The sequence below is a fragment of the Halomonas almeriensis genome (genome assembly GCF_030409235.1).
GTDB lineage: Bacteria > Pseudomonadota > Gammaproteobacteria > Pseudomonadales > Halomonadaceae > Halomonas > Halomonas almeriensis.
Genome location: NZ_JAUFPO010000009.1, coordinates 68,365 through 85,521, shown reverse-complemented (window position 1 = coordinate 85,521; position 17,157 = coordinate 68,365). Strand labels below are relative to the sequence as shown.

The window sequence follows — 17,157 nt, the reverse complement described above, 5'->3', positions numbered from 1 at the left end:
TCCCGGGGCAGGCGGCTCAGTCGACGTGCCCTTCATCACGCTGACGTACCTTCCAGTGCCCGGCGATGCGCTGCCAGCGGCCATCCGTCAGGCGCTCCACCAGCACCGGAGCGGCGTGATACATGCTCAGGCGGGGAATATCCTCGGCGGCCAGCACGCCCAGATGATGAGCGGCATGACGAAAGGCCGCGCCATGGCCGACGAACAGCTTGACGGTATCCCGCGAGACCTCCTCGGCCAGCGCCTGCATGCGCGTCTCAAGGTGTCGGGCGACGCGTTCGCCGGCCATCGTCAGGGACTCGGCGCCCGGCAGCGGCAGGCAGAAGTGCGGGCTCGACTTCCAGTCCTCGGGCAGCTCCCCGCAGCGCGGATCGGCGGCCACGACCTGATGGATCTGTTCGGCGCTCAGGTTGGCGGCCGTGCCCAGGCCGCGTTCGGCCAGCGCCATGAAGGACGCGATGCGCAGATGACGGGTGGTCGCCACCAGGCCGTCGCACAAGTAGGCGGCGGTCTGCCAGGCACGCAACAGCTCGGAGGCATCCACCTCCTCGGCGAGATGCCAGCCCTCACCCTGCAGCAGGCTGCCCAGCCGTTCACCGGCCGCACGTGACTGGCGTCGGCCGAGTTCGCTCAGCGGGAAGGGTTGGTGGGCGCTGGGCGTGTCCGGCAACTGATGGTAGTCACCATGCCGGATCAGCGCCGCAATGGTGCGTGGCGGACGCGTCATGCCGGCCCCTCGGCCTGGAGTCGCTCGATCAGCGCGTACAGCTCAACGGCCAGGGCCGGCTGCTGCAGATGCTCCGCGGCCTGCTCGGCAGACACCCAGCGGCGGGCGCGCTGCGGCTCTTCGCGCTCGTGCTCCGGGAGCTCGTCGGTGACGCGCATGGCGAACAGCGTCACCCCACAGCGGGCGCCCCACTTGGCATGCGGGTAATGGCCGGGCGTCACCTCGAGGATCTCGCCGCTGATGCCGGCTTCCTCGAGCGCTTCCTTGAGGGCCGATTGCGCCGCGCTCAGGCCGGGCTCGACGATGCCCTTGGGCAGGCTCCAGTGGCGGTTGCTGCTGGAGCCGATCAACAGTATCTCGAGCCGACCGTCGCGCCAACGAAACGGCATCACGGCGGACTGGGTGTAGTAGTAGGCTGGCCGTGGCCGCCGCTCGATGCCGTGAGGCGTGGAAAAGACGAAGCCTTCGGGCAGGGTCCTGGCCCGCTGCACTTCCAGCAGCCGGGCATGGCCGGCGGTCAGGGATGACCTGCCGCCCTCCACCGCCACTCGCACCAGGGTGGCGGTGGGCAGGCGCTTGCCGTCCTCGCCCTCGGGCAGCGGCTCGGGCAGCAGCCAGTCGGCAAACTCTTCCAGTGCCGGGTTGTGGCCCACCACCATCAGCCGCTCTATCTCGTCGCCGCTGGCGGCAACCAGGCGCGCCAGCTCCTCCGCATCGGCTTCGTAGAGGCTGGGCTCGACGGTCACCTCATCCACGCCGAGCCCCATGGCCTTGGCACACTTCTCGGCGGTGGCGCGTGCCCGCTCGGCGGGCGAGCTGAGTATGCGCTGAGGCACACACTCATGCTCGGCCAGCCAGTCGCCGATGCGCTGGGCACCGCGTTTGCCGCGCTTTTTCAGCGGGCGCTGGAAATCACTGACGGGCTTCGACCAGTCGGACTTGCCGTGGCGCAGCAGGAGGAGTTCGCGTGTCATGCCGGGCGCTCCATCAAGGGCTTGAGATGATGTTCGACGAGGGCGGCAAAATCAACGCCACCCCTGACAGCGTAGACGGGTGTCGTCGCCAGCAGGTCCTGATAGGGCCCGGCATCGAGCGTCTCGCCATCGGCCTGGAAGTTGCCGTCCGGTGCCTGATAGAAGGGCCCCGGCGACTTCATGACGGCGGCCAGCAGCTCGGAGTGCTGCCGCGGGTCGATGCGCGTCATGGTCAGCGGCTGCGCCGCGTCGCGCTGCCAGTCGAGGATGACCAGGGCCCCCAGCGGCGCTCGCGAGACGAGGCGCTCCGGGCCGTAGATATCGGCCACGGGCACATCGTACTTCTCCTCCAGCGACCACAGCTCGGCGCTGGGCAGCGCCTGCAGGGCCGCTCGACGCGCCGCGGGCAGCAGCTCCACCAGGCGGGGATTGTGCAGGGCGGTGCCGGGGTTGATGCGCGGCTGCTTGGGCACGCCCACAGCCTGCAGGGTCGCGCCCCGGCGCTTGATGAAGAGCCGGTCATTGGTCAGAAAGCGCGCTTCGGGGGTGTCCATGGCGTGCAGCATGGCGGTCGACTTGCCGCCGCCGGAGAAGCCGGCGATGGCCACCGCCCCGCCGGCGCCCACCAGCGCGGCGGCATGACAGACCTGCCAGCCGCGCTGCTGCAGATGGTTCATGGTCTGGGCGAGGATGAAGTTGATCACCTGGTTGTCATGCGCCAGGCAGGGGCCGGCGGCGATGCGCTGCTCGGCGCTCTGCAGGAAGACCAGGCCGGTGCGCACCTTGCGCACCAGACGCCCGCCCGGCAGGTCATGGTAGCTGTCCTTGCGCCCATGCTTGCCGGGCTCCCGCGACCAGTCGATGAAGTCGACCGCCAAGGCCGGTGGTGCCCCCTCGATGATCTCGATGTCGAGACACTCCCGCCCCACCTCGGCGGCGTCGCACTGGTAGTGCGCAAAGTACTCGGCCAGGCGCTCGAGCATGGCCGGCGAGTTGCTGCGCAGGCGCAGGCTGCAGTCGCCCATGGCCAGCACCAGCGGGGTCTCGAGCAGGCGCGCCTCGCCGCGCAGTATCTCGGCATATCGCGCCGGGCTGGCGTGCGGCACGCTCATAGCCGGCTCAGCACATGGTCGAGGTAGGCGCCGGCGGCATCGATGCCCGCGCCTTCCAGGGCGCCTCGGAAGCCGCCGAAGGCCGAGACCTCGAAGACAACCGGGCCCTCGGGGGGCTCCGCCACGTCCACGGTGGTGAAGTCCAGCCCGAACGGCGCCTGGGCGCGGGTGGCCAGGTCGATGAGCGCGGCGTCCGGGGTGAAGGCCTCGTAGCGCCCGCCGCTGTGGATGGTGGTGTTCCAGCTCGCGCCAGCCTGCGGCACCCGCGCATAGGTGCCGAGATAGCAGCCACCGGCGAACACCATGCCCAGATCGCGACCGGGCAGCTCCATCCGGCGCTGCAGGTACATCATGGGGTTGTCGCGCTGAAAGGCCGCCACTTCCGCCCTTAGCCTCTCTTCGGGCTGATCCGCGGTAATCACGCTCATGCCTCGCGCCTTGGTGGAGAACAGCGGCTTGAACACCGCCTCGCCATAGCGCTTTACGGCGCGGCAAGCGCTGTCGATGTCCTCGGTGACCAGCGTCTCGGGCATGGGGATGCCGGCCTGGCGCAGCGTCAGGGTGCCATCCAGGCGATTGATCAGGCCGCGCATCTTCTCCGGCCTGCTGAACACGCGCACGCCACGCGCCTCGGCCATGCGCAGCAGCTCCAGGCGATCCAGTGTCGCCGGGCTGTAGTCGGCGCTGATCTTCTTGACGATCAGCGCATCCAGCTCGCCGATATCCCGGCCGGCATGCTCGAGACGGCCGCTTGCCAGGTCGAGGCTGACGCCCTGCAGGTCGATCACCGCGCGAAATCCGGTGCGCTGCTCGATGGCATCGGCCAGCACTTCCGTGGACCACTTGCCGGGAATCCCCACAACGCCGATTCTGGGTTCAGTCAACGAAAATCTCCTTCAGGGGCAGTCGGAAACGGTCCGCCTTGTCGAGGTCGGCCGCCAGCACCCGCTCGAGCAGATAGCGGGCACGCAGGAACATGGCGTTGGCCAGTGACGGGTCGAGGATGAAACGTGTCGAGGTGGCGAAAGAGCGCGCCAGCCCCAGCGCCAGCCGCAGCTCGAAGGTGGTGTCGCCCTGGCTGACGGCGTAGCGACGCGCCACGCGATAGAACTCCCGGGCCAGGCCCATGATGCGCTGACGCAGCGGGGCATCGCGGATCTGCAGGCGGTAGTTGGAGACCATGAACACCGAAACATCCTGCACGTAATCCATGTAGCTGGAGCGATGCAGGTCGATGAAGTTGATGCGCCGCTCCAGGGGGTCATAGATGATGTTGTCGACGTTGAAGTCGCCGTGAATATACACCGAAAACGGCGCCGGCAGAGCGGCCTCACGGTGCTTGGCTTGCGTGACCAGGTCATCGAAGGCCAGCAGCTCGACGCCGCACAGCGAAGCGCCACTGCTCCTGAATTCCGGGTGAATCTTGTAGACCTCGTCGAGCCGCTTCTCGAGCTGCTGCATGTAGCACGCCGCCACCGACTGAGCGGTTCGGGTCTCGCGCCACACCGACTTGAGCGTTCGGGTCAGGCGCTTGAGGGCTTCATCGAGCAGTTCGGGGGACTCATTGAGAAGGATGTTCTCGAAGGTCAGGCCCGGCAGATGCTCGATGAGCAGAGCCGCGGACTGCCCGCGTTTCTGGTAGGAGAGAATCTTCGGCGCCAGGCCCGGATAGATCTCGTGCCAGCTCTCGACGCCCTGGCGCTCTTCCTTGACCTTGCGCTTCTGGCCATCCTTGAAGACCGCCACATAGTCGTCGTCATCGCCGCTCGAGATGCCCGAGATACTGCTGCCGGAACGCGTCTCGGCGATGGGCGCCAGGCTGAAGTCATCGCCCTCGCCGGTCGCCAGCTCCTCGACAAGCGACTGCAGGGAATAGTAGCGCTCGAAGTTCACCGACTGGCCGAGATTGGCCGAGATGATGACTTCACTGAGATGGCCCAGCACATCCCCCATCTGCTGGCTGATCTGGGCCACGAACAGCGCCCGCGTCAGGTCCTCGGTGTTGTTGCCGGGCTGTTTGAGGGCCGCTACGTCCTCGTCGATGCGCTTGCGGGCGCGCTTCTGCAGCTTCTCCTGCAGACGCCCGACTTCCAGAGCACGCTGGGTGTCGGCGGCGATCAGGGCCGACTCGGTCTGGCCGATGCCCGAGCGCACCAGCTCGATCATGGCGCCGAAGGCGGCCGGCGACAACGCCGAGAGATCGTCCACGCCGCCGAGCTGACGGATGCTGGCGCGGCCAAGCTCAGTCAGACGGTCGAGATCAGTGGCCATCATTTCCAGGCTGCGCAGGATGCGCCGCCGGGCCTCGCTGGTCTTCTTGCGCGACAGCAGGCGCACGCACTCGGCGTGAATGCGCATCTTGAGGTTGCGGGCATAGCCATCGCGGTCGGAAACCCGCCGGGCAATAGCGGCGCTCGGCGCTTCCAGGAAGGCCTGCAGATTGGCCAGTTGCGAGTCGACCTCGACACACAGGAAACGCAGGTTGTCCTGCAGGCTGTCAGGCAGTCGCGCGGTCATGAAACTCGCCCAGGTAGAATGGCGTGGCCCGCTCGCTGGTCAGCAGATCCGGCAGCACCTCGCCCAGATGAGCCGGCGAGAAGCGAACGTCCGCCAGCGAGGTTACCGGCAGCCAGGCGACACCGGTCTGGCGCTTGTCGGGGCTGGGGCCATTGCGGGGCACATAGTCGGCCGCTACCCGGCAGCGGAACAGGAAGTCCACCTGGTGGCGCCGGGTGGGCGGGTCGCTCTGCTTGAGCTTGAAATAATCGCTGACGCCCAGCAGCTCGGGGGCCAATACCTCGCCGCCGATTTCCTCGCGACATTCGCGCTGCAGGGCCTCGAGCAGGCTTTCGCCGGTCTCCTGGCCACCGCCCGGCAGAGCATGGAGGCCGCCCTGCTTTTGCAACAGCAGCAGATGGGAATCGCGCACAATCACTGCTCTGGCCGTGTTGCGCACGCCGGGAATCAGTTCGGCCATACTCGGCATACTCGGTCTTTAACAGGCAAAAGCTTGCCACAGTTTCGATGACATTTCCGTTAAGACCCGGCGCGGCCGGCCCGGCCGGGAGCCGACAAGGGCGACAAGCCCGGCCAAAAAAGGCACTCTGTCGATCAGGAGACTATCGAGAAAAGGGTCGATGGCATGACCGCAATCCGTGTCACGCGCACCGCGCAGATTCCCGATGCGCTGCGTGTTAAGCGCTACCAGAAGGCCCCCGAGCTGGGCCCGCCAATTCTCTTCTTCAGCGGCGGGTCGGCGCTCAACGGGCTGTCGCGGCGGCTACAGCATTACACTCACAACTCCATTCACCTGGTCACGCCCTTCGATTCCGGCGGCAGCTCGGCCAAGCTGCGCGAGGCCTTCGCCATGCCGGCCATCGGCGACCTGCGCAGCCGGCTGATGGCACTGGCCGATGATTCGATCCTCGGCCACCCGGAGGTCTATCGGCTATTCACCCATCGCCTTCCCGCGGAGGCCAGCCCGGCCACGCTGCTGGCCACCCTGGACGAACTGGTGGCCGGCTGCCATTCCCTAACGGCAAACATCTCCAACCCCATGCGGCGGCTGATCTGCAATCAGCTCGGCTTCTTCCGCGAGGCCATGCCCGAGGGCTTCGACCTGCGTGGCGCCAGCATCGGCAACCTGATCCTCGCCGGTGGCTACCTGAACAACCACCAGCAGCTCGACCAGATCATCTTCCTGTTCTCCAAGCTGGTGCATGTGCGCGGCACGGTGCGCGCCGTGGTCAACAAGGACTATCACCTGGCGGTGACCCTGGCGGATGGTCGCCGGGTGATCGGCCAGCATCGCATCACCGGCAAGGAGGTCGCCCCGCTGACATCGCCCATCGCCCGCCTGGCACTCTCCGCCAGCCGCGATGAGGACGTTCCCGTCAGCGCCCGGCTGCGCCCCAAGAACCAGCAGCTTATCGCCTCGGCGGAGCTGATCTGCTACCCACCGGGCAGCTTCTACTCCAGCCTGCTGGCCAACCTGCTGCCCGGGGGCGTCGGGCGGGCCATTCAGGCCACGCCCTGCCCCAAGGTGTTCATTCCCAACTCGAGCCCCGACCCGGAGCTGACCGGCATCGACCTGGCGCAGCAGATCACCATCCTGCTCGAGACCCTGCGCCGCGACGCCGGCGCGGACTGTCCGGCCCATGACCTGCTGAACTTCGTGCTTCTCGACAGCCGCCACGGTGACTACACCGGCTCGCTGTCCGCCGACTTCCTGGCCGAACGGGGCATCACCCTGATCGATACCAGGCTGGTCAAGGACGCCACGGCCTCGCGCTACGACCCCGACCTGCTGGCGACCGCCCTGATGTCGCTGGTGTAAACGGCCGGCGCTGCCAATGCGCTATACCTCGCCGGTCGAGGCCAGCTCTTCGATGATGAAGCTTTCCATGGCCTTGGCGGCCGGCGAAAGGCTGCGCTGGCTCATGCGCAGCAGGCCGATCTCGCGCTCGACGCGGGGGTTCGCCAGGGGGATGAAACGCAGGCGCTCGTATTCCTCGGCGAAGGCCAGGCGCGGCAGGGTGGTCACGCCGATCCCGGCCACCAGCATGGCGGTCAGCGAGATCATGTTGGAGATATCGAAGGCGCTCTGCTGCAGCAGAGGCTCCGCCACGGTGCCCTCGAGCAGCCGCGAGGTGCCGTTGCGAATCAGCACCTGGCCCTGCAGGGCCTCCCAGTTCACCTGCCGGCGACTGGCCAGGACATGGTCATCGCGGCAGACCACGCCGACCGTGTCGCGCATCAGCGGCGTGAAGGAAAGCTCGGCCTCGCTCTGCCAGAGGCTGGTCAGGCCCAGCTCGACATCGCCGCTGACCACCAATTGGCGCACGAAGTCGGCATTGCCGTCCTGCAGACTGACCCGCAGGGCAGGATGGCGCTGCGTGAAGTCATTGAGCAAATGCGGCATCAGGCGGCTGGCCACCGAGGGCACGGCCGCCATGTCGACATGCCCGGCCTGCTGGTGCACCTGAGCGGCCAGCTCGCGGCTCAGGCGGTCATGCTGGGTGATCAGTTCGCGAAACCGCGGCAGGCAGTAGGTGCCGAAGGGCGTCAGCGCGGCCTTGCCGCCCTTCTCGAAGAGGGGCTCGCCGAGTTGGCGCTCGAGCTCGCGGACCGCCATGGAAATCGCCGGCTGGGTGCGATGCAACTGGCGGGCCGCGGCATGAAAGCCGCCCTCGTCGACAATCGCCAGGACATAGCGCAGGGGCTGGATCTTGAGCTCGGGCAGCATGGCGTCCTCACGTGGTAAACAGGCCTTATCATAAAATTTTTATTATTGATTATTCTTATACTGAACGCTTGCCTAGCATATCGGCAACGTCCAAAGGAGAATTCCATGTCTCACCTTCACGCTCTCTACATCAACGGCACCTGGGTTGAAGGCCAGGACAGCATCGCCAACATCAACCCGTCCGACACCAGCGACGTCATCGGCCAGTACGCACAGGCCACCAGTGACCAGGTCGGCGAGGCCATTCAGGCGGCCCGCCAGGGGCTGGCCGAGTGGCGCCACAGCGGGCTGGAACAGCGCTACAGCGTGCTGATGGCCATCGGCGACGAGCTGATCGCACGCAAGGATGAACTGGGTCGCCTGCTGGCCCGCGAGGAAGGCAAGGCGCTGGCCGAGGGCGTCGGGGAAGTCTATCGCTCCGGCCAGTTCTTCCATTACTACGCGGCCGAGGTGCTGCGCCAGATCGACGAGCGGGTCGACTCCGTGCGCCCGGGCATCGAGGTGGATACCCGCCGCGAGCCAGTGGGCATCGTGGGCATCATCAGCCCCTGGAACTTCCCCATGGCCACCGCCGTGTGGAAGATCGCGCCGGCCCTGGCGTTCGGCAACGCGGTGATCTTCAAGCCCGCCAACCTGGTGCCGGCCAGCGCCTGGGCGCTGACCGAGATCATCAGCCGCCAGGCACTGCCCGCCGGCACCTTCAACCTGCTGATGGGCGCCGGCAGCAGCGTCGGCGATGCCCTGATCTCCAGCCCCGACATCCACGCCCTGAGCTTCACCGGCTCGCTGGACGTGGGCCGCCGCGTGGCCGCCGCCACCGCCGGCAACCTGGTCAAGTGCCAGCTGGAGATGGGCTCCAAGAATGCCCTGATCGTGGCCGACGACGCCGACCTGGACCTGGCCGTGGAAGCCGCCTATGCCGGCGCCTATTCCGGCACCGGGCAGAAGTGCACGGCCTCCTCGCGGCTGATCGTCACCGAGGCGGTGCATGATGCCTTCGTTGAGAAGCTGGTCGCCAAGCTGCAGACCATTCGCGTCGGCCATGCGCTGGAAGACGGCGTACAGATGGGTCCGGCGGTGGATGCCCGCCAGCTGGAGTCGAACCTGGCATGGGTGGCGCATGCCCGCGAGGAAGGCGCCCACCTGGCCTTCGGTGGCGAGCGCGTGGAGTGTGCCACCGACGGCTACTTCATGGCGCCGACCCTGTTCACCGGCACCACCAATGACATGGCAGTCAACCGCGAGGAAGTCTTCGGGCCGATCGCCTGCGTGATCAAGGTGCGCGATTACGAAGAGGCCATCAACACCCTGAATGACACCCAGTTCGGCCTGACCGCAGGCATCATCACCGACTCCCTCAAGCTGGCCAATGACTTCAAGGCGCGCGCCGAGACCGGCTGCGTGATGGTCAACCTGGCCACCGCCGGCACGGATTACCATGTGCCCTTCGGCGGTCGCAAGAACTCCAGCTTCGGCCCCCGCGAGCAGGGTCGCTATGCCCGCGAGTTCTACACCGTGGTCAAGACCAGCTACGTCAAGCTGCAGTGAACCGCGCCGAGGAGGTCACCATGTCGCAGGAAAGACTGATCATCGACGGCCTGCAGTACTCCAACTGGTCGCGGGAAATTTTCGAGCAGATGCGCGAGGGCGGTGTGGATGCCGTCCACGCCACCCTGGTGTACCACGAGAACATTCGGGAAACCCTGCTGCGCATGGGCGAATGGAATCGCCGCTTCGAGGCGCATGGTGACCTCATCATGCCGGTCCGCGAGGCCGCTGATATCGATCGGGCGCGCCAGGCGGGCAAGGTGGGCATCTTCTTCGGCGCCCAGAACTGCTCGCCCATCGAGGACGACATCGACATGGTCGCGCTGATGCGCGACCTGGGGCTGCTGATCATGCAGCTGACCTACAACAACCAGAGCCTGCTGGCCTGTGGCTGCTACGAGAGTGACGACAGCGGCATCACCCGCTTCGGCCGCCAGGTCATCCGCGAGATGAACCGCGTGGGCATGATCATCGACATGTCGCACAGTGCCGAACGCTCGACCCTGGAGGCCGTGGAGCTCTCCGAGCAACCGGTCATCATCTCGCATGCCAACCCGAGCTTCTTTCGCGACGCCAAGCGCAACAAGTCGGACCGGGTGCTCGCGGCGATTGCCGAGTCGGGCGGCCTGCTCGGCTTTTCGGCCTACCCCTTCCACCTGAAGAACGGGCCGGACTGCAGCCTCGAGGACTATTGCGACATGATCGCGCGCACCGCCGACCTGATGGGCATCAAGCACTTGGGCATCGGTACCGACCTGTGCCAGGGACAACCCACCTCGGTGCTGGAGTGGATGCGCAACGGCCGCTGGTCGCGCGACATGGACTACGGCGAAGGCAGCCAGCACAACGCCGGCTGGCCCGAGCCGCTGGCTTGGCTGCGCGACAATCGCGACTTCCCCAATCTGATCGACGGACTGCGCCGGCGCGGCTTCGACGAGGCATCGATCGATCGCATCATGGGGCAGAACTGGCTGGCGCTGCTGAAGAATGCCGCAGTGCCCGCCTCAAGGGAGGTCGCGGCCTGACGACGGGCCAGGGCCCGGCACCTGATCGACGGACCACAGCTTGACTGACAACAACAAGGGCCACGGGCCCCACAGCAAAAGGCTGGAACCATGACACAACAAAACGCCAACTCTCATGCCTCGTCCAGCGCGCAGCGCCGCCTGGGCGACCCTGTCGTGCTGACGCTGAGCATCGGCTTCATTCTGCTGTTTGTCGGCCTGTCCCTGTATGACATCAAGATGGTCGCCGACGCCATCAGCAACGGCTTCGCCTGGACGGCGCGTACCCTGGGCGCCTACTTCCAGTTGCTGCTGCTGATCACCTTCTTCGTGGCCATGGGCGTGGCCTTCGCGCCGGCGGCCAGCGCCAAGATCGGCAATCTCGACAAGCCCGAGCTGAGCACCTTCAAGTGGCTCTCGATCATCATGTGTACCTTGCTGGCCGGCGGTGGCGTCTTCTTCGCCGCCGGTGAGCCGGTCTATCACTTCGTGGTCACGCCGCCGGCCTTCTCCACCGAGGCCGGCACCCCCGAGGCCGTCGCCGGCGCCCTGGCCCAGTCGTTCATGCACTGGGGCTTTCTGGCCTGGGCCGTGCTCGGCTCGCTGACCGCGGTGGTGCTGGCGCATGCCCATTATGACAAGGGGCAGCCGCTGCAGCCGCGCACCCTGCTCTACCCGGTGCTGGGCGAACGCATCATGAGCGGCTGGTTCGGTGGTGTGGTCGATGCCCTGTGCGTGATCGCCGTGGTCGCCGGCACCGTCGGCCCCATCGGCTTTCTGGCCACCCAGGTCAGCTTCGGCCTGCATGACCTGTTCGGCATGCCGGAAGGCTTCGCCACCCAGTTGATCGTGCTGGCGGCCCTGGCTGCCGTCTATGTCACCTCGGCGATGACCGGCATTCAGCGCGGCATCCAGATCCTCAGCCGCTTCAATGTCTTCCTGGCCCTGGCCATCGCCGCAGTCATCTTCGTGTTCGGCCCCACCCTCTTTCTGACCAACGCCTTCACCCAGGGCTTCGGCACCTATCTGACGTCTTTCTTCACCATGGGCACCATGACCGCCGAGACCGCGCCGGCCTGGTGGATGCAGTGGTGGACGGTCTTCTTCTTCGCCTGGTTCATCGGCTATGGCCCGCTGATGGCCATCTTCGTGGCGCGCATCTCGCGTGGCCGCACCATCCGCCAGATGATCCTCGCCGTCGCCGTCATGGCGCCGATCGCCACCACGGTCTGGTTCACCCTGCTGGGCGGCTCGGGAATTCACTATCAGCTCACCGGCGCCATCGACCTCACCGAGGCCCTGAACAACTTCCAGTTCGACGTGGCCACCCTGACCGTGGCCCAGGCCCTGCCCGGCGGCACGGTGATGGCACTCGCGATTCTGCTGCTGACCACCATCTTCGTGGCCACCACCGGCGACTCGATGAGCTATGCGATTGCCGTGGTGGGCTCCGGGCATGATGAACCCAACGCCCTGGTGCGCGCCTTCTGGGGCATTGCCATGGCGCTCATGGCGGGCATCCTGTTGTACATGGGGTCCGGCCAGATCAGCGTGCTGCAGCAGTTCATCGTGCTGACCGCCATTCCCGTCTCGCTGGTGCTGCTGCCATCGCTGTGGACCGGCCCGCAGGCCGCCTATGCCATGGCTCGCGCCCAGGGCCTTTCCGCTCGACGCGTACTGGACCATGACCATGCTTGATGTCACCACGGTCGGCGCCACCCCGGTGGCGCTGCGCCCTGCCGATGAAGCGATGACGCTCGAGCGCCTGGGCAGCCTGCATGCCAGTCGACTCAGCTTCGTGCGTAGCCTGGTGCGCCAGATGGCGCGCCAGCGCTGGCAGGTGAGCTGTGCGCGTTTCGACCTGGATGCCGGGGGCCATGGCGTGGCCATCTACCGCCTGCAGACGCCCCAGGGCCGTTACCACGGGGTGATCTTCTCCCAGCATCTGGAGCCGGAGCAGCGCTCCGACCGGGTCATCGCCCAGGCCTGGGACGTGACCTTCGGCCTGGTGGAAGGCGATGTCGACGACGGGCTGCTCGAGCAGATGGCCGCCAATGTGCCCCTGCAGGAAGCCGGCCGGCAGCACCCGCGCCTGCTGGTGCTGTCGCGCGCCAATCGCAGCCTGCGCAATTTCGCGCACTTCGTCGAGGCCCTGTCCGGCGGCCACCAGCCGGACCCTGGCCAGATCACCCGGGTCGGCTACCTCTACCGAACCACCGCCGTCTACGGCAATGGCAAGTTCGGCATCGCCGACTTCGTGCGCCTGCAGAACAATGCCGACTTTCACCGCCCCTTCTCAGCGCAGATGATGGCGGTCTATCTGCTGCGCCATTTCTCCATCGAGCAGGTCGAGCATATTGCCTGTCACCAGAACCCCGCTGACGCCGTGCCACTGGCCCGCGAACTGCGGCGTTATCTGGGCATCGGCAACTCCACCGGGCTCGGCATGGCGCCCTTCCTGATCAATCACCCGCAGTTGATCCAGCAATGGGTCACCTGTCGTGAAAGCGCCCTGGTGGCCGCGCTGCGTCAGGCCCCCGATGAAGACCGGCGCCAGCGCCTGCTGACACTGACGCGACGCGCCATGCAGCACCTCGAGCAGACGGTCAGCGAAGACATCGAACAGGGGGAACGCAACGCGCAGACCGTGGCGGCCCTGCCCGAGGTCATTGCCTGGCTGGAAGAAATGCCGTTGGAGGAGGATCTCTGGCAGCAGCTGACGGCCTGGAGCACCCGCACCCTGCCGCTCGAGGCCCAGGAGCTGATCCACACCCTGCTGATCGAGCTCTACCCCGAGCGGGTCGACTACCTGGAAGACCAGATGGGTGTCATCGAGCGCCTGGAAATGACCCCGGACATGCCCCTGGTGCGTCTCAAGCAGTTGATCGAGACCCACTACGACTGGGCCCTGAACGAGGACTTCACGACCCCGGAAGCCCGCTACTGGTTCTGGTATCGCTCGGTGGAGAAGGAAGAGCCGCGGCTGGGCGTGCGCGACCGGGAGCCGGGTGCCGAGAAGGAGCTGCATCTGGCCATTGCCCCGCGGGTCCAGCACACCCATGGCGTGCTGAGCGAGTTCCTCGAGGCCAATCCGCGCGCCCTGGTGGTCGAGTTCCTGATCGCGCACCCGCGCCACAAGGACATCGTGCGACGCATCCAGACCATGGTGGATACTGCCTACGGCGAAATTCGCGCCAACCTCTGGCATCGCGACATGAAACCCATGCACCTGCTGCGCACCAAGCTGTCGTTCTTCGGCGCCAGTCGCTTCGACCCCAAGTCGGACCGCTGGGTGCGCATCACGCTGTTTCAGGGCGCCCCGCTGGTCGAGGAGCTGAATGCCGAGCCCCACGACCTCCAGGACTTCGATGACTGGAGCTTCCCGCTGGAACCCGAGTTACCGGAAGAGTCCGCCAAGGCCCGCTGAGACGGGCCCATGAATGAATACACCACTCTGCAGGGAAACCATCATGAAAGCATCCTACAACGAGCTGCAGGGCCTGTGTCTCAAGGCCTTCATCGGCATGGGCTTCGAGGAGGGTGACGCCGCCGATGCGGCAGACATGGTCGCCTGGATGCAGTGTTTCGGCCTCGGCGGCCTGGCCGCCCTGAGTCGTGGCCTCGACTTCCTGCTCGAGGATGACCCCGACGACCTGCCCAGCGTGCTCTACCAGGACGGCGACCTGGCGGTCATCGACGGCCATGGCCAGAGCGTGCTGCGCAGCTCCACCCTGGCCCTGGAGCTCGGCTTTGCCAAGGCCCGCGCCCGCGGCCTGGCGGTCATCAAGGTACGCCACTGCCACAACCGCCAACTGATCATGGGCTACCTGGCCCGACTCGCCGGCCGCGGCATGAACGTCACCGCCTTCTGGCGCAACGCCCAGCAACCGCTGACCGAGCAGGTCGTCGGCTTTCGCGCCAACAGCTCGGTCCCGGAGATCCGCGTCTATGCCGTGCAGGAGATCCCGGAGGAAAACGAGCCCAACAATGCCATCACCATTGTCATGGCCAACCACGTCGACCTGCTGCCGGCCATGCGCTCCGACTACCGCTACGACCTGCTGGCCCACCACGACGAATCCACCCTGCTGGCCAGCCGCAACCAGTCCCTGACGGAAGGCATCGAGGTGGATGAAGCCGTGTGGGCCCGCCTCAAGCACCTGGCCAGCCGCATGCTGGTGGAAGCCACCGACGCCTCGCGGGACGGCGCCGGTGCCGGCGCGCAGGACAATGACTGATACCATCACTCCGCTTCAAAGTTAGGGTGATGCTCAGGCGCCATCTTTCGAGTCCAACCCGACCCGCGTCGAATCTGTCTGCGCCGATACCCCCCGCTGCGTGGTGGAACTAAAGGTGCTGATCAAACAGCCCCAGCATAATGAGCCAGCTTGAAGATACGTTGACTTTGAAAGCCGGCTGGCCCAAGGTTCAGGTAAATGGACTGGGAGTGCCCGGTCGGCGTCCAAACCTCGGTGAGCTTCATCGAGGTTTTTCGCTATCTGGGGACCATCAACCCATGCCCTGCAGCTCGCCCTTGGCGTCGTGAACGATCTTGCCGTACTCCAGGCCGATCAGGCGAGCGATCTCGTCGGCGTGCTGTTCCAGCAGTTGCTTGAAGTTGAACATCACCCGGGCGCGCCTGGCGGGGGGTGTATCGCGCCAGGCCGGGAAGGCGGCTTCGGCGGCGGCGATGGCGCCCTCGACGGTGGCCTTGCCGGCCAGGCTCACCCGGCTGCCGACCTCGCCGGTGGAGGGATTGAAGATATCCTGGGTGCGCCCTTCGCCGGCGACGCGTGAGCCGTTGATCAGATGGCCGAGTTTGGTCATGGGGTACCTCGTTATAAGTAAGGAGTAAGGAGTAAGGAGTAAGGAGTAAGGAGTAAGGAGTAAGGAGTAAGCAAGATGAGCGCCGGGGACGAGGCGAAGCGAGGGTCTTTTGCCATGGATGGCAAAAGTAGCGCCCATGGAAGGGTTCACAGCGCCCTCGCGTAGGCTTGTCGACGGGTAAGCTCATCGCCCAGTGGCAGGGAGCAGCGCATCTCGACAGGCGTCGCCTGATTCAACCCTGCTCCGCGAGCGCGTCGCCCAGTGCGTTGATGAGCCGGTCGATTTCCTCGCGCTCGACGATGAACGGCAGGCCGAGCTGGATGGTGTCGCCGCCGTAGCGCACATAGAAGCCTTTCTCCCAGCACTTCATGGCGATCTCGAAGGGACGTCGTGCCGGTTCGCCGGAATAGGGCGCGATCTGCAGGGCGCCGGCAAGGCCGTAGTTGCGGATGTCGCTGACATGCGGCGAGCCCCTGAGGCTGTGCAGCGCCGCCTCGAAGATCGGGCTCATCTCGCGCACCCGCTCGATCAGGCGGTCGTTCTCCAGCACGTCCAGCGCGGCCATGGCGGCGGCACAGGCCACCGGGTGACCCGAGTAGGTATAGCCGTGGGGCAGCTCGAGCATGTAGTCGGGGCCACCCTGCTCCATGAAGGTCCGATAGATGCCCTCGCGCACCACGACAGCGCCCATGGGCACGGCGCCATTGGTCAACTGCTTGGCCACGTTGAGGATATCCGGCACCACGCCGAACGCCTCGGCGCCGGTCATCGCGCCCATGCGGCCAAAGCCGGTGATGACTTCATCGAAGATCAGCAGGATGTCGTGCTGGTCGCAGATCTCGCGCAGGCGCTGCAGATAGCCGACGGGCGGCGGGATGACGCCGGTGGAGCCGGCCAGCGGCTCGACGATCACCGCGGCGATGTTCGAGGCATCGTGCAGGGCGATCAGCTCGAGCAGTTCGTCGGCCGTCTCCACGCCGCGTTCGGGCATGCCTCGGCTGAAGGCGTTGTCCTTGAGCAGGGTGTGGGGCAGGTGGTCGGCATCCACGCCCTGGCCGAAGAGACTGCGGTTGGCGCCGATACCGCCCAGGCTGATGCCGCCGAAATTCACCCCGTGATAGCCCCGGGCGCGGCCGATCAACTTGGTCTTGCCCGGCTTGCCCTGCTTGCGCCAGTAGGCCCGCGCGATCTTCAGCGAGGTATCGGCACTCTCCGAGCCGGAGCCGGTGAAGAAGGTATGGTTCAGATCCTCCGGCATCAGCTCGCGCAGGCGGTGCGCCAGCTCGAAGGCCCGGGGGTGGCCGAACTGGAAGGCCGGTGAATAGTCGAGCTCGCCCAGCTGGCGGCTGACGGCCTCGGTGATCTCCGGGCGACAGTGGCCGGCGCCGCAGGTCCAGAGGCCGGAGAGGCCGTCGAAGATGCGTCGCCCGTTGGCGTCCTGGAGATAGGCCCCCTCGGCGCCGACGATGAGGCGTGGGTCGCGCTTGAACTGTCGGTTGCCGGTGTAGGGCATCCAGTAGGCATCGAGCTGCTCGGCACTGAGGCCGGCCAGAGCGGAACCTTGAGCTGACATGTCGGCCCTCCGGGCGTGATGGACATGGCGTGGTGCCTTCAAGCTAGCAGGCCCCACAAGCCAGTAAATGTCGATATACTGAATCTCGCGTAAGCTTCCGCTTAACTTTCCCGGAAAAAGGCCCGCGCTGCGGGCTCATCGCCCCGC

General features: G+C 66.3%; 14 protein-coding genes and 1 pseudogene. 6 read left to right on the top strand and 9 right to left on the bottom strand.

What is annotated here, in order from left to right:
- Nucleotides 1–16 precede the first annotated feature (16 nt).
- From QWY74_RS07245 to QWY74_RS07220, 6 genes are read right to left on the bottom strand one after another with little or no spacing between them, the layout of a single operon-like run.
- The gene (locus tag QWY74_RS07245) at nt 17–727 is read right to left on the bottom strand and encodes a histidine phosphatase family protein (RefSeq protein WP_264824309.1); all 711 of its coding nucleotides are present in this window, start codon (nt 725–727) and stop codon (nt 17–19) included.
- Entirely contained in the window at nt 724–1,701 is a 978-nt protein-coding gene (locus QWY74_RS07240; protein WP_264824310.1) for a histidine phosphatase family protein, read from the bottom strand. Before QWY74_RS07240 ends, QWY74_RS07245 begins: the two co-directional genes overlap by 4 nt.
- Nucleotides 1,698–2,813 carry an HprK-related kinase B gene (locus tag QWY74_RS07235; protein WP_264824311.1) on the bottom strand — a complete coding sequence of 372 codons (1,116 nt, stop codon included), beginning with the start codon at nt 2,811–2,813 and terminating at the stop codon, nt 1,698–1,700. Before QWY74_RS07235 ends, QWY74_RS07240 begins: the two co-directional genes overlap by 4 nt.
- On the bottom strand, nt 2,810–3,697 hold the full coding sequence (locus QWY74_RS07230; RefSeq protein WP_264824312.1) for a GAK system ATP-grasp enzyme: 888 nt from the start codon (nt 3,695–3,697) through the stop codon (nt 2,810–2,812). The genes QWY74_RS07235 and QWY74_RS07230 overlap by 4 nt, the downstream gene beginning before the upstream one ends.
- Complete coding sequence (locus QWY74_RS07225) at nt 3,690–5,330, bottom strand: aminoglycoside phosphotransferase family protein (protein WP_290314051.1); 1,641 nt, start codon at nt 5,328–5,330, stop codon at nt 3,690–3,692. Before QWY74_RS07225 ends, QWY74_RS07230 begins: the two co-directional genes overlap by 8 nt.
- Complete coding sequence (locus QWY74_RS07220; protein ID WP_290314050.1) at nt 5,311–5,790, bottom strand: NUDIX domain-containing protein; 480 nt, start codon at nt 5,788–5,790, stop codon at nt 5,311–5,313. The genes QWY74_RS07225 and QWY74_RS07220 overlap by 20 nt, the downstream gene beginning before the upstream one ends.
- Nucleotides 5,791–5,955: 165 nt before the next feature.
- Here QWY74_RS07220 and QWY74_RS07215 point away from each other — a divergent pair, with 165 nt between their 5' ends.
- A complete protein-coding gene (locus QWY74_RS07215) occupies nt 5,956–7,149 on the top strand; it encodes a GAK system CofD-like protein (RefSeq protein ID WP_264824315.1) in 1,194 nt (397 codons plus the stop codon).
- A gap of 21 nt (nt 7,150–7,170) precedes the next feature.
- On the opposite strand, the gene QWY74_RS07210 is transcribed toward QWY74_RS07215, so the two are convergent.
- A complete protein-coding gene (locus QWY74_RS07210) occupies nt 7,171–8,058 on the bottom strand; it encodes a LysR family transcriptional regulator (RefSeq protein WP_264824316.1) in 888 nt (295 codons plus the stop codon).
- 105 nt (nt 8,059–8,163) lie between these two features.
- Between QWY74_RS07210 and QWY74_RS07205 the strand changes: the two genes are divergently transcribed.
- The 5 genes from QWY74_RS07205 to QWY74_RS07185 all read left to right on the top strand — a co-directional run bounded on the left by QWY74_RS07205 (nt 8,164) and on the right by QWY74_RS07185 (nt 14,848).
- Nucleotides 8,164–9,606 (top strand): aldehyde dehydrogenase family protein, encoded by a 1,443-nt coding sequence (locus QWY74_RS07205; RefSeq protein ID WP_264824317.1) that lies wholly within the window; start codon nt 8,164–8,166, stop codon nt 9,604–9,606.
- Nucleotides 9,607–9,626: 20 nt separating this feature from the next.
- Complete coding sequence (locus QWY74_RS07200; protein WP_290314049.1) at nt 9,627–10,631, top strand: dipeptidase; 1,005 nt, start codon at nt 9,627–9,629, stop codon at nt 10,629–10,631.
- Nucleotides 10,632–10,721: 90 nt separating this feature from the next.
- Nucleotides 10,722–12,308: a BCCT family transporter gene (locus QWY74_RS07195; protein ID WP_264824319.1), complete on the top strand. Its 1,587-nt coding sequence runs from the start codon at nt 10,722–10,724 to the stop codon at nt 12,306–12,308.
- Complete coding sequence (locus QWY74_RS07190; RefSeq protein WP_264824320.1) at nt 12,301–14,037, top strand: hypothetical protein; 1,737 nt, start codon at nt 12,301–12,303, stop codon at nt 14,035–14,037. Before QWY74_RS07195 ends, QWY74_RS07190 begins: the two co-directional genes overlap by 8 nt.
- A 43-nt stretch (nt 14,038–14,080) precedes the next feature.
- Nucleotides 14,081–14,848 (top strand): DUF3726 domain-containing protein, encoded by a 768-nt coding sequence (locus QWY74_RS07185; RefSeq protein ID WP_264824321.1) that lies wholly within the window; start codon nt 14,081–14,083, stop codon nt 14,846–14,848.
- Nucleotides 14,849–15,131: 283 nt separating this feature from the next.
- Here QWY74_RS07185 and QWY74_RS07180 read toward each other — a convergent pair.
- Together QWY74_RS07180 and aptA are read right to left on the bottom strand one after the other, a co-directional pair.
- Nucleotides 15,132–15,437 (bottom strand): annotated as a pseudogene (locus QWY74_RS07180) (aldehyde dehydrogenase family protein); the annotation flags it as partial.
- A gap of 232 nt (nt 15,438–15,669) precedes the next feature.
- On the bottom strand, nt 15,670–17,010 hold the full coding sequence (aptA, locus tag QWY74_RS07175; RefSeq protein ID WP_264824322.1) for an omega-aminotransferase AptA: 1,341 nt from the start codon (nt 17,008–17,010) through the stop codon (nt 15,670–15,672).
- Nucleotides 17,011–17,157: the final 147 nt, after the last annotated feature.